The 11314-nt window shown below is 59.1% G+C and carries 13 protein-coding genes; 10 read left to right on the top strand and 3 right to left on the bottom strand.

Annotated features, from left to right (window positions below; all coding sequences use genetic code 11):
* The first annotated feature begins 227 nt into the window (after nt 1–227).
* The 9 genes from ruvA to B3187_RS12845 all read left to right on the top strand — a co-directional run bounded on the left by ruvA (nt 228) and on the right by B3187_RS12845 (nt 7176).
* On the top strand, nt 228–842 hold the full coding sequence (gene ruvA / locus B3187_RS12805) for a Holliday junction branch migration protein RuvA (protein ID WP_286806875.1): 615 nt from the start codon (nt 228–230) through the stop codon (nt 840–842).
* Between the two features lie 244 nt (nt 843–1086).
* Nucleotides 1087–2109: a Holliday junction branch migration DNA helicase RuvB gene (gene ruvB / locus B3187_RS12810; protein WP_024459684.1), complete on the top strand. Its 1023-nt coding sequence runs from the start codon at nt 1087–1089 to the stop codon at nt 2107–2109.
* A 4-nt stretch (nt 2110–2113) separates the two neighbouring features.
* On the top strand, nt 2114–2572 hold the full coding sequence (ybgC, locus tag B3187_RS12815) for a tol-pal system-associated acyl-CoA thioesterase (protein WP_123636967.1): 459 nt from the start codon (nt 2114–2116) through the stop codon (nt 2570–2572).
* 25 nt (nt 2573–2597) lie between these two features.
* Nucleotides 2598–3269: a protein TolQ gene (gene tolQ / locus B3187_RS12820; protein ID WP_414673700.1), complete on the top strand. Its 672-nt coding sequence runs from the start codon at nt 2598–2600 to the stop codon at nt 3267–3269.
* Nucleotides 3270–3287: 18 nt separating this feature from the next.
* Nucleotides 3288–3716 (top strand): protein TolR, encoded by a 429-nt coding sequence (gene tolR / locus B3187_RS12825; RefSeq protein ID WP_024459687.1) that lies wholly within the window; start codon nt 3288–3290, stop codon nt 3714–3716.
* 10 nt (nt 3717–3726) lie between these two features.
* Nucleotides 3727–4521, top strand: coding sequence for a cell envelope integrity protein TolA (gene tolA, locus B3187_RS12830; RefSeq protein WP_123636969.1), 795 nt, complete (start codon nt 3727–3729; stop codon nt 4519–4521).
* The gene (tolB, locus tag B3187_RS12835) at nt 4515–5819 is read left to right on the top strand and encodes a Tol-Pal system beta propeller repeat protein TolB (RefSeq protein ID WP_123636970.1); all 1305 of its coding nucleotides are present in this window, start codon (nt 4515–4517) and stop codon (nt 5817–5819) included. Before tolA ends, tolB begins: the two co-directional genes overlap by 7 nt.
* An 83-nt stretch (nt 5820–5902) precedes the next feature.
* Nucleotides 5903–6421, top strand: a complete 519-nt coding sequence (gene pal / locus B3187_RS12840; RefSeq protein WP_123638815.1) for a peptidoglycan-associated lipoprotein Pal — start codon at nt 5903–5905, stop codon at nt 6419–6421.
* 8 nt (nt 6422–6429) lie between these two features.
* A complete protein-coding gene (locus B3187_RS12845; protein WP_123638816.1) occupies nt 6430–7176 on the top strand; it encodes a YbgF trimerization domain-containing protein in 747 nt (248 codons plus the stop codon).
* Between the two features lie 369 nt (nt 7177–7545).
* Here the strand turns inward: B3187_RS12845 and ppnN are convergent, their stop codons facing one another.
* Nucleotides 7546–8964 carry a nucleotide 5'-monophosphate nucleosidase PpnN gene (ppnN, locus tag B3187_RS12850; RefSeq protein WP_123636971.1) on the bottom strand — a complete coding sequence of 473 codons (1419 nt, stop codon included), beginning with the start codon at nt 8962–8964 and terminating at the stop codon, nt 7546–7548.
* Nucleotides 8965–9379: 415 nt separating this feature from the next.
* Between ppnN and B3187_RS12855 the strand changes: the two genes are divergently transcribed.
* The gene (locus B3187_RS12855; protein ID WP_286806877.1) at nt 9380–10045 is read left to right on the top strand and encodes an alpha/beta hydrolase; all 666 of its coding nucleotides are present in this window, start codon (nt 9380–9382) and stop codon (nt 10043–10045) included.
* A 13-nt stretch (nt 10046–10058) separates the two neighbouring features.
* Here the strand turns inward: B3187_RS12855 and mgrA are convergent, their stop codons facing one another.
* Nucleotides 10059–11075 (bottom strand): L-glyceraldehyde 3-phosphate reductase, encoded by a 1017-nt coding sequence (mgrA, locus tag B3187_RS12860; protein WP_286806878.1) that lies wholly within the window; start codon nt 11073–11075, stop codon nt 10059–10061.
* Between the two features lie 176 nt (nt 11076–11251).
* Complete coding sequence (locus B3187_RS17470) at nt 11252–11314, bottom strand: high-potential iron-sulfur protein (protein WP_349678203.1); 63 nt, start codon at nt 11312–11314, stop codon at nt 11252–11254.

The following is an 11314-nucleotide window of genomic DNA, read 5'->3' on the forward strand; positions in this document are numbered from 1 at the left end:
TGCCGATGAGAAGCCCCCATGGATGGGTTCACGGCGGGTTCACGAAGGGGTTACCCCGTAGCGGGCCGGACTGGCTGGAGAATCCGACCTTCTGGGCACGGCGGGCTCTGCCCGGTAGCGGACCAGACTTGTTGATTCAGCAACAGATCAGAATAGACACAGGATGGCGGATGCGGGCTTTCGCCCTTATCCGCCCTACGAGTTACACGAATGCACCGGGGTAAAGTATGATCGGACGCTTACGCGGCACATTGCTCGAAAAACAACCGCCTCACCTACTGATAGACGTACAGGGCGTGGGGTACGAAGTTCAGGCGCCCATGACTACCTTCTACCGGCTGCCCGAACTGGGAGCCGACGTCACGCTCCACACCCACCTGGCCATCAGCGAAAGCGCCCACCAACTGTTCGCCTTCGCCGACCAGCGGGACCGGAGCCTGTTTCGCACCCTGATCAAAGTCAACGGCGTCGGCCCCAAAATGGCCATCGCCATCCTCTCGGGCATGGAAGCCGACGACATCGCCCGCTGCGTGCGGGAAGACAAAGTCTCCGCCCTGACCAAAGTGCCGGGAGTCGGCAAAAAAACCGCTGAGCGGCTGGTCATCGAGCTGCGCGATCGCCTCAAAGGCTGGGAACTGCCCCGGGAAGACTTGGCCGGAGACCTGCTGCCTGAACCGGAGACCTCCAGAGACGATCATCAGGAAGAGGCCGAAAGCGCGTTGATTGCCCTGGGTTACAAGCCCGCCGAAGCCGCCCGCATGATCAGCGCCGCCGCCAAACAGGACCCGGCCGCCGGCAGCCAGGAACTGATCCGCCTGGCGTTAAGAGCCCTCAGCGTATAGATAATGAGCCCTCAGCGTATAGAAAAATAGCCCTCAGCGTTTAGGACGAAAACATAACCGAGTGCCGGTGAACCTTTGCGGGACCGTTTGCCGCAGGGATAGCGGCAACCGAGCCTACAGGGAGGTATTTACGGCGTGTCCCGCAAAGGTTTACCGGCACTTGGCCACAAATTAAGCCTCAATAGAGCCCCTCCCGTCCGGTCTGATAGACTGTGCTCCGGATTGTGACCACTGAGTAGTTCCCATGATTGAAACCGATCGCCTGATTGATGCGGCACCTCGCGAGCGCGAAGACGTGATCGACCGCGCCGTGCGCCCCAAGGCGCTGGCCGACTACATTGGCCAGCCCGCCGTGCGCGAGCAGATGGAAATATTTATCGGCGCGGCCCAGAAACGGGGTGAAGCGCTGGATCACACCCTAGTGTTCGGCCCGCCGGGCCTGGGTAAGACCACCCTCGCCAATATCATCGCCACCGAGATGGGGGTCTCCCTGAAAAGCACCTCCGGCCCGGTGTTGGAAAAGGCCGGTGATCTGGCCGCGCTGATGACCAATCTGGAGCCCGGCGATGTACTCTTTATCGACGAAATTCATCGCCTGAGCCCGGTGGTGGAGGAAATTCTCTACCCGGCCATGGAGGACTTTCAGCTCGATATCATGATTGGTGAAGGGCCTGCGGCCCGCTCCATCAAACTGGATCTGCCGCCGTTTACCCTGGTGGGGGCAACCACCCGGGCCGGCCTGTTGACCTCGCCGTTGCGGGACCGATTTGGCATTGTCCAGCGCCTGGAGTTCTACTCCGTAGCGGATCTGACCCGCATTGTGCTGCGAGCGGCGGAGCTGATCGGGGTCAATATGGAAGAGTCCGGTGCGGTCGAAGTGGCCAAGCGGGCGCGAGGCACCCCTCGGGTGGCCAACCGCCTGTTACGTCGGGTACGCGATTACGCAGAGATGCGTGGCGACGGTGTGGTGACCTCGGAAATGGCCGATCTGGCCCTGAATATGCTCAAAGTGGACGAGCGTGGTTTTGATCATATGGACCGCCGCCTGCTGCTGGCGCTGATGGACAACTTTGATGGTGGCCCGGTGGGTATTGAAAGCCTGGCTGCCGCCATCAGTGAAGAGCGGGGCACCATCGAGGACGTGATTGAGCCCTACCTGATCCAACAGGGGTTCATGGCACGCACGCCTCGCGGCCGTATTCTCACCGCCAATGCCTATCTGCACTTCGGAGTGGATTTACCAAAGCGCCTCAGGGAGAGTGACTGACACTATGAGCCTGATTTCAAGCCGGAGTGAGACGGAGGTCTCAGAGTCAGCCTTGGCGGGTGAATTTTCCTTGCCGGTCAGGGTCTACATCGAAGACACCGATGCCGGAGGGATTGTCTACTACGTGAACTATTTAAAGTTCATGGAGCGTTGTCGAACCGAATTTCTGCGCCAGTTAGGGTATGATAAGCCGGCCATTCTGGATGACGGTCTGCTGTTGGTCGTACACAAGGCCGAGGTGCAGTACCATCGCTCCGCCCGACTCGATGACGCGTTGCGCGTGACCGCGCGGATCGAGAAACTGGCGCGCACCAACGTGGTTTTTCACCAGTCCGTCTGGCGAGGGAACGAACTGTTGTGTGACGGTCTAATCCGGATTGCCTGCGTGTGCGGTGAGAGTTTCCGCCCGCGTCCGATTCCAACGGAAATGCAGAAAAAAATCGCATCCACTACTGAGAGCTGATGATCTTATGCCTCAAGAAAATAACATGTCCATCTGGAGCCTGGTGGCTGAAGCCAGTCTGCTGGTTCAGTTTGTCATGCTGCTCCTGTTTCTCGCCTCTGTCATCTCCTGGGTCATGATCGTCCAGCGGGGGTTGTACCTGCGTAAGGCTCGTGGCCTGTTTCATGGATTTGAACGGCAGTTCTGGTCCGGCATTGACCTCAACCAGTTGTACCGTCAGGGCAATGGTAAAACCGCTGAGGGGGCCGAGAATATTTTCCGGGCCGGCTTCAAGGAGTTCACTCGCCTGCGTCAGCAGAGCGGAGCCAGCTCCGAAGCGGTGATGGAAGGCAGCCAGCGGGCCATGCGCGTGGCGCTTTCCCGCGAGGAAGAAAAGCTGGAGCTGCACCTGCCATTTCTGGCCAGTGTCGCCTCGGTCAGTCCCTATATCGGACTGTTCGGCACTGTGTGGGGCATCATGAATTCATTCCGGGGCCTGGCCAACGTCCATCAGGCGACCCTCGCCACGGTCGCACCGGGCATTGCCGAGGCACTGGTGGCTACCGCCATGGGGCTGTTTGCGGCGATTCCCGCGGTACTGGCGTACAACCGCTATTCGGCTCGCGCCGAGGCCATGCTCAATTATTACCATACCTTCGCGGAAGAGTTTTCGGCCATCCTGCATCGGCAGGTCCACAGCAAACAGGTTTCATCCTGATCAAGCGAGGTTGCCGACATGTCTCCGTTTGGGCGTAAACCCAAAAAGAAGCCTCTGGCTGAAATCAACGTGGTGCCCTACATCGATGTGATGTTGGTGCTGCTCATTGTGTTTATGGTGACCGCGCCGCTGCTGATGCAGGGCGTTCAGGTCGAATTACCTCAGGCGCCCTCCGAGCCGCTGGAAGACGATGACGTAGAGCCGTTGATCGTGTCCATCAAAAAGGACGGCACCTACTACATCAACCTGGGCGGGGATCAGGAGCAGGCGCGCCCGCTCGCGGAGATCAAGGAAACGGTCGGGAAGGTGCTGCGCCAGAAACCCGAAACCCCCGTGCTGGTATGGGGCGATCAGGAAGTGGGCTACGGCTTGGTCGTGCAACTGATGACCGAGCTGCAAAGTGCCGGGGCTCCCTCGGTGGGGCTTGTCACCGAACCGCCACAGTGATCACAGATTTATGACCCTGAAGGCTTATACACTTCCCCTGTTGATCAGCCTCTCGCTGCACGCTCTGGTGTTCGCTCTGGTGTTTTCGACCTGGGACGCACGCCCGGAGCCGCGTGATGTACAGCGGCCCCGTGTGGTTCAGGCCAAGGTGGTTGAGTATACGCCCAAGAGTCAGCGTCAGGCGGAACAGCAAGCGGCGCAACAGAAAGTGATTGATATGCGCCAGCGCCAACAGGAGCGTGAGCGCCAGGAGGCCGAACGTCGCCGCCAGCAGGAAGAGGCTCGTAGGGCGCAGGCACAGCGAGAAAAGCGCGAGCAAGAACAGCGGGCGCAGGCGGAAAAGGAGCGCCAGGAGGCTGAACGCCGACGTAAAGAGCGGGAAGCCGCCGAGCAACGGCGCCGGGAGCAGGAGCTACAGGCCGAACGCGAGCAGCTGGAGCGTCAGCAGCAACTGGACCGCGCCCTGGCGGAAGAAGCCGAATTTTTTGAGGAACAACAGGCCCAGGAAGTGGCTCAGAGCTACGTCGATGTCATGGCGCAGCGCATCGAAAACAACTGGAGCCGGCCGCCGTCTGCCCGCATGGGTATGCAGTGTGTACTGGAGATTCAACTGGTGCCCACGGGGCAGGTGGTCAACGTTACGGTCGTGGAGAGCAGCGGGAACAGTGCTTTTGACCGCTCGGCAGAGCAGGCGGTCAAGCGTATCGATCGCTTCGAGGAGATTCAGGGGATGCCTTCCCACGTGTTTGAAAGTCAATTTCGCCAGTTGCGGCTGGTGTTTAAACCAGAGGATTTGAGATTGTGAGACAGTGTCTGGCATTGGTCGTTTTGTGGGCGCTGTGTTTGGGAGCCCAGGCGCAGCTGACGATTGAAATCACCCGCGGGGTGGACAACCCGACCCGGATTGCGGTGGCGCCTCTGGAAATAGTCGGTGGTCCCGGCCTGCCGGAGGACATCAGCCGTATCATTGAAGATAACCTGCGTCGTAGCGGGCAATTTGCTCCGATAGCCCGGGAAGACATGCTGTCCTTCCCGCACCGGGAGCAGGATGTGCACTTCCGCGACTGGCGGGTGCTGGACGCCGAATATCTGATTGTCGGGCGGGTTGAGAACGTCTCAGGCCTTTATCAGGTGCATTATGACCTCTACGACGTGCTCAACCAGCGCAAAATCCTCAGCAAACAGATTGTCGAGGGCTCTGAACGACAGTTGCGGGATATTGCCCATGCGATCAGTGATCGTGTCTACGAGTCCTTGACCGGGATTCCCGGGGCGTTTTCCACCGAAGTGATCTACGTCGAGGTACTGCGCAATCGAACCCAGGGAGGAGAGGTCAACGATACCTTTCGCCTGATGCGCGCCGATGCCGATGGTGCCCGTCCGACCATGTTGCTCGAGTCCGACCAGCCCATTCTGTCGCCGGTATGGTCCCCCGATGGACGCCGGGTGGCCTATGTGTCGTTTGAAACCACTCGTCCGGCCATCTTTGTGCAAAACCTCGCTACTGGGGAAAGAGAGCAACTGACGGACTTCCAGGGGCTCAATGGTGCGCCGGCCTGGTCGCCGGACGGCAAGAAGCTGGCTCTGACCCTGTCGAAGGACGGCAACCCGGAAATCTACACTCTGGATATTGACTCGGGAAATTTCACCCGCATGACCCAACATTTTGCCATCGACACCGAGCCGAGCTGGACTGCCGATGGAAAAGGCATTATTTTTACCTCTAATCGGGGTGGAAAACCCCAGATTTACCAGGTAACGCTTGCCAATGGTCGTGTGGAACGCTTAACCTTCGAGGGTGATTACAACGCCAGGGGGCGCATCTCCCAGGACGGTCGCACCATGGTGATGGTGCACCAGCGCAATGATGTGTTCCACATTGCCGCACAGGATCTTGAGACCGGAACGCTGCGCATCCTGACAGAGACGTACCTGGATGAATCACCCAGCATTGCGCCAAATGGTGCTATGCTGATTTATGCGACGCGTCGCAACGATAAAGGTGTCTTGGCGGTAGTGTCGCTGGACGCCGGAACACGCTATTTTCTGCCTTCCGAGCAAGGGGATGTGCGAGAACCCGCCTGGTCGCCCTATTTCGACTAGGATGTGGGAGTCGTAAGCTGGTTTGTAAACCGCCCATCGGGCGGACTTGAGAAGATCAACAACTGATGATGGAGTCACACATGATGACCAACGTAAAAAAGCAGGGTTTGAGTCTGGCGTTTGTACTGGCGTTTCTGGCCGGTTGTTCGAGCACCGACACCACCGATGACAGCGATAGTGCCATGGGCGCAGATGGCCAGGCCGGCAGCGGTGTGACCACCGGCACCTCGGACCGTGACGGCGTCAGCTCACGTTCCGGAGACAGCGACGACATGGAAGAGCTGGACACCATTATTTACTTCGACTTCGACCAGGCGACCCTCAAGCCGGAAGCCCGTGCCTTGTTGCTGGCCCACGCCGAGCGCCTGAAAGAGTCTCCGGCAGATGTTCGTCTGGAAGGGCATGCCGACGAGCGCGGTTCGCGCGAGTACAACATGGCCCTGGGTGAGCGTCGTGCCAACGCCGTGCGTGACTTCCTGGTACTGCAGGGTGTGCGTCGCAGCGACCTGGAAGTGGTCAGTTACGGTGAAGAGCGTCCCCTGGCCATGGGCAGCAATGCCAGCGCCTGGGAGAAGAACCGTCGCGTTGAGATCAAATACTGAGAGTCATGATGAAGACCTTGATAACCGCCACAGCGTTCACCGTGATCGCCGTGGCGGCGCCGGTACTGCAAGCTCAGGTCCGGGTGGTTGAGTCTCAGCCGCTGGGCAACAATCAGTCTGCCAATTCCGGTGATGCCCAAGGTGCCTCCAACATGCAGGCGGAGCTGTTTTATCAGTTTCAGGCACTGCAGCAGGAAGTACTGGAGTTGCGCGGCCTGGTGGAAGAGCAGGCGCACGAAATTCAGCGTTTGAAGCAGCAGCGAATGGACGACTACCTCGACCTGGACCGCCGAATCGGCGAGCTGAGTCGCTCCGGTGGTGGCAACCCGGGGGCCAGCTTGGGCAGTGGCAGCTCCGGTGAGTCAGGTGAAACCGGTGATCGGGTGTCTGAAACCCAGATGTATCGCGACGCTTACCAGCTGTTACGCGATCGGGAAATCGAGCAGTCCATCGAGGCGTTCAACGCTTACCTCGACGCCTATCCCCAAGGTAATTTCGCTGGCAACAGCCATTACTGGCTGGGTGAGATCTACCTGCTGAACGAGGATCTGGATGCTGCACAGGAGTGGTTTGAAAAACTGTTGCGCGAGTTTCCGGACGATCGAAAACGTGCCGATGCCCAGTACAAGCTGGGCCGCGTTTACCATCAGCAAGGTGATGAGCAACGAGCCCAGCAGCTGCTGCAGGATGTTGCCTCGGGTACCAGCGATGCGGCCCGTCTTGCTCGCCAGTACCTGCAGGACAATTTTCAGTAGGCAAAGCAGCGACAGACAGCCGGGTTGATTGTCTTTCGAGGCATCATAAAAACGGGGGTCAGTGCATGGCACTGACCCCCGTCCGGCTCGTCCTGAGCAAGCTCCCTTGACGCTCGAAGAGCGCTCCCTGGCCGGCGCTCCGCGCCGATATCCCTGACGTCCTGTCCCGAGCCCTCCCGGCCCGGTGAAAATAGGCGCTTCCCTTGACCCTTCCTGGTCGACGTCACGTCACTGTGTACCTCCCTGTTGATGAGTATTCTCTCGAATCACCCGCTCTGGCGATAGTCGCCATCGTCGGCAATGTTTGTGAGACATTGACCATGGTTTGCGGCGGCTCTTTCGGACACGCGACGGCAATCGGCGGCGTAATCAGATGATCCGGTAACAGGGGCGATAGGTCCGTCCCGGCAGTTTCATACGGTTTTGCGCCACGAAGGAGGCCAGCAGTTCGTCCACCGGGAGCATCACCTCCGGGTCGCCGTGAATTTCAAAATGCCCGTGTTGCTCAATCGCGCGGATGCCTTCATCCTTCACATTGCCGGCGACGATGCCGGAAAAGACCCGCCGCAAATTGGCCGCCAGTTCGTGGGGGGCCTGATTTTTATGCAACGCCAGTGAGCGCATGTTCTCGTGGTTGGGCACGAAAGGACGCTGGAAGTCCGGATCAATTTTCAGTTGCCAGTTGAAATAAAAGGCGTCATCGGTGTGCCGGCGGAACTCGCGCACATGCTTGACGCCCTCAAGCATCTCCCGGGCGACTTTAGGCGGATCATCCACAATAATCTGGTAGCGTTGCTGGGCCTCTTCTCCCAGGGTGGTGCCAATGAACTCATGGATGCGCTCGAAGTAGGCGGCCGAGTCTTCCGGTCCTGTAAATATGACCGGAAAGGGAATGTCACGATTGTCCGGGTGCAACAGAATCCCCAGCAAATACAGGATTTCTTCCGCCGTACCTGCGCCGCCCGGAAATACCACGATGCCGTGGCCAGAGCGAACGAAGGCCTCCAGACGCTTTTCGATATCGGGAAGAATGACCAGCTCATTGACCATGGGATTGGGCGCTTCGGCCGCGATAATGCCCGGCTCGGTAATACCCAAGTAACGGCCGGCCTTGATGCGCTGCTTGGCATGACCGATATTGGCGCCCTTCATGGGGCCCTTCATCGCACCAGGTCCGCAGCCGGTGCAGATATCCAACCCGCGCAGGCCCATCTGGTAGCCCACCTCCTTGGTGTAATCATACTCCTCGCGACTGATGGAGTGGCCGCCCCAGCACACGATCAGCTTGGGTTCCACGCCGGATTGCAGCGCCATGGCGTTGCGTAACATATGGAACACGGCATCGGTGGTGCCCTCCTGGGTGTCCAGGTCGAACTTTGGATTATTCTGAATCTCCGCGCTGGCGTAGAGTACATCGCGCAATACGGCAAACAGGTGCTCGGTAATCCCGCGAATCATCTTCCCGTCGACAAATGCGCTGGCCGGCGCCCCTTTGATATCAAGTTTTATGCCCCGCTCTTCCTGCAGCACACGGATGGAAAAATTCTTGTAGCGCTCCAGCAACTCCTTGCCGTCATCCATGTAGTTGCCGCTGTTCAGTACCGCGAGGGCGCAGCTGCGAAACAGGGAATACAGGCCGCTCTGACTGGCGTCCAGGAGTTTGGCCATTTCCACTTTGGATAGCACCTTCAGTGGCCCCACCGGGGACACGACGGCATCAATGGTCTGGTACTTTCTCTGCGAGTGGTCCAATACGGACCCCTGATACGGCTGCTGAGAATGAGTCATAAAATTGTGTATTCCTTGTTATCCATGGTTACCCTGAGTGTAGCGGGATTTGGCGGCGTGTGGGTAGGGCTTATTCTGTTTTTGCCAGACGCGTATACTAGTGTACCCCGTCACTAATACTGTGACATTCAGAGCGAGCCTAAAACGTCAGGGCTAGACGCGTTCCGCAGTGAAGGGTGGTTCCCTTTGCAAGGGACGCAACGACGCCCTGGCGATTTAGGCCCGCTCCCTGCGGGCGGGCCGGAAAGGGGCCATCCGCCGCGTTATGCCTTTTGGAAAGGGAGCCACCCTTCCCTGCAAGGCATGCCTTGCGGCTAGCCCCTTTCCGGCCCGCTGAATGTCACAGTATTAGTGACGGGGTACACTAGGCGCTTTGTCTGAAACCCTGCGCCGTCAAAGAATCAGGAACTGTTTTATGAGCTATTTACCCTGTGTGGAAATTGAACCCAACGCGCCCGCCAACAGCGCGGTCATCTGGCTGCATGGACTGGGGGCCGACGGTAATGATTTCGCGCCGCTGGTCCCGCAACTGCAGCTGCCGGATTCGTGTCATACCCGGTTTGTATTTCCCCACGCGCCGCAGATACCGGTGACCATCAACGGCGGCATGGTCATGCGTGCCTGGTACGATATTCGTGAAATGAGCATCGACCGGAAAGTGGATGTCGAAACGCTGAAGGCGTCGGCGGGCGACGTCCATCGCCTGATTGAGCGGGAGTTGGAGCGTGGCATTGCGGCCGAGCGCATTGTGCTCGCCGGCTTTTCCCAGGGCGGTGCGGTGGCCTATGAAGCGGCGCTCAGCTATGAACAACGGCTGGGAGGGCTGTTGGTTCTATCGTCTTATCTGGCCACAGCGGACTCACTGGTGCGGGCGCCGGCCAACCAGACCCTTCCGGTACTGATTCAGCATGGTGTCCACGATCCGGTGGTGCCTGAGGTGTTGGGGGAGCGCGCGGAGGTGCAGCTTGAAACCTGGGGCTATCCGGTCCGCTATGAGCGCTACTCGGTGGAGCATGGTGTCTGTGCGGAGCAGATTCCGGTAATCAGCCGCTGGCTGGGCCAGCGGCTGTGTGGGGAGTGAGGGGTACACTGTCTCAGGCGCCCAGAATGCCCTCAATGGTGGTTAGTTCGTCATCGGAGAGTTCCAGGTTGTCCAGAGCCGCCACCGAGTTTTCAATCTGCTCGGGCCGACTGGCGCCAATGATGGCACTGGTCACGGCGTCGTTGTTCAACACCCAGGCCAACGCCAACTGGGCCAGGGACTGGCCTCGGGCCTGCGCCACCTCGTTGAGTGCCTGGACCTTGCTCAGGTTCTCGGCGCTGATGTCGTCCTCACTGAAGTAAATCTGTTCGCTGCGCGAGGCCCGCGAGCCCTCGGGGATGCCGTTCAGGTATTTGTCGGTGAGCATTCCCTGAGACAGCGGTGAGAACACGATAGAGCCAACGCCCTCGTGTTTGAGCACATCGGTCAGGCCGTCTTCAATCCAGCGGTCGAGCATGTTGTAGCGCGGCTGGTGAATCAGCAGCGGGGTGCCCAGGGATTTCAGGATGGCCACCGCTTCACGGGTCTTCTCCGGCGAATAGTTGGAGATACCAGCATAGAGGGCTCGACCGGAGCGGACAATGGTGTCCAGGGCACCCATGGTCTCCTCAAGTGGGGTGTCCGGGTCCATACAGTGGGAGTAGAAAATATCAAAGTACTCCAGGCCGGTACGCTTCAGGCTCTGATCGCAACTGGCGATCAGGTACTTGCGCGAGCCGCCGATTCCGTAGGGCCCGGGCCACATGTCATAGCCGGCCTTACTGGAAATGATCAGTTCGTCGCGATAGGGCGCCAGGTCCTGCTTCATGATCTGGCCAAACGTGGTTTCTGCGGAACCGTAGGGGGGGCCATAGTTGTTGGCCAGATCGAAGTGGGTGATGCCCAGGTCGAACGCCCGCTGAACCATGGCTCGGGCATTGCTCAGTGAGTCCACGCCGCCAAAATTCTGCCACAGGCCCAGAGACAGGGCCGATAACCGCACTCCACTGCGCCCGCAGCGCGGGTAGGGCATGTTCTGGTAGCGTTCGGGGTTGGGGCGGTAGACCGGATTGGGTTCTGTTGTCAGCATAATATCGCTCTTTTTTGGTGTTGACCGAGCGGACTATGGTAACGCAAAAGCAAATTCGTAGGGTAACGAGCGGGTGGGCTGGTTATACCCGGTAAGCGAGTTGAAGTGGGGCGAGTTGAAGCAGGAAAGTACAGAGGGACGGCCGGAGCAAGCAGGCTCCGGCCTTCGGAACGACCTCAGCCGCGAGCGGCCCAGACATTACACCAGCCGCTGGCCTTGACCTGTTTGCCCGGGAACAG

Origin of the sequence: Marinimicrobium sp. UBA4209 (assembly GCF_002381585.1) — a bacterium.
Lineage (GTDB): Bacteria > Pseudomonadota > Gammaproteobacteria > Pseudomonadales > Cellvibrionaceae > Marinimicrobium > Marinimicrobium koreense.

Coding starts and splice junctions, on each gene's coding strand:
- ruvA (WP_286806875.1), top strand. CDS start 228: ATGATCGGACGCTTACGCGGCACATTGCTCGAAAAACAACCGCCTCAC.
- ruvB (WP_024459684.1), top strand. CDS start 1,087: ATGATTGAAACCGATCGCCTGATTGATGCGGCACCTCGCGAGCGCGAA.
- ybgC (WP_123636967.1), top strand. CDS start 2,114: ATGAGCCTGATTTCAAGCCGGAGTGAGACGGAGGTCTCAGAGTCAGCC.
- tolQ (WP_414673700.1), top strand. CDS start 2,598: ATGTCCATCTGGAGCCTGGTGGCTGAAGCCAGTCTGCTGGTTCAGTTT.
- tolR (WP_024459687.1), top strand. CDS start 3,288: ATGTCTCCGTTTGGGCGTAAACCCAAAAAGAAGCCTCTGGCTGAAATC.
- tolA (WP_123636969.1), top strand. CDS start 3,727: ATGACCCTGAAGGCTTATACACTTCCCCTGTTGATCAGCCTCTCGCTG.
- pal (WP_123638815.1), top strand. CDS start 5,903: ATGACCAACGTAAAAAAGCAGGGTTTGAGTCTGGCGTTTGTACTGGCG.
- B3187_RS12845 (WP_123638816.1), top strand. CDS start 6,430: ATGAAGACCTTGATAACCGCCACAGCGTTCACCGTGATCGCCGTGGCG.
- ppnN (WP_123636971.1), bottom strand. CDS start 8,964: ATGACTCATTCTCAGCAGCCGTATCAGGGGTCCGTATTGGACCACTCG.
- B3187_RS12855 (WP_286806877.1), top strand. CDS start 9,380: ATGAGCTATTTACCCTGTGTGGAAATTGAACCCAACGCGCCCGCCAAC.
- mgrA (WP_286806878.1), bottom strand. CDS start 11,075: ATGCTGACAACAGAACCCAATCCGGTCTACCGCCCCAACCCCGAACGC.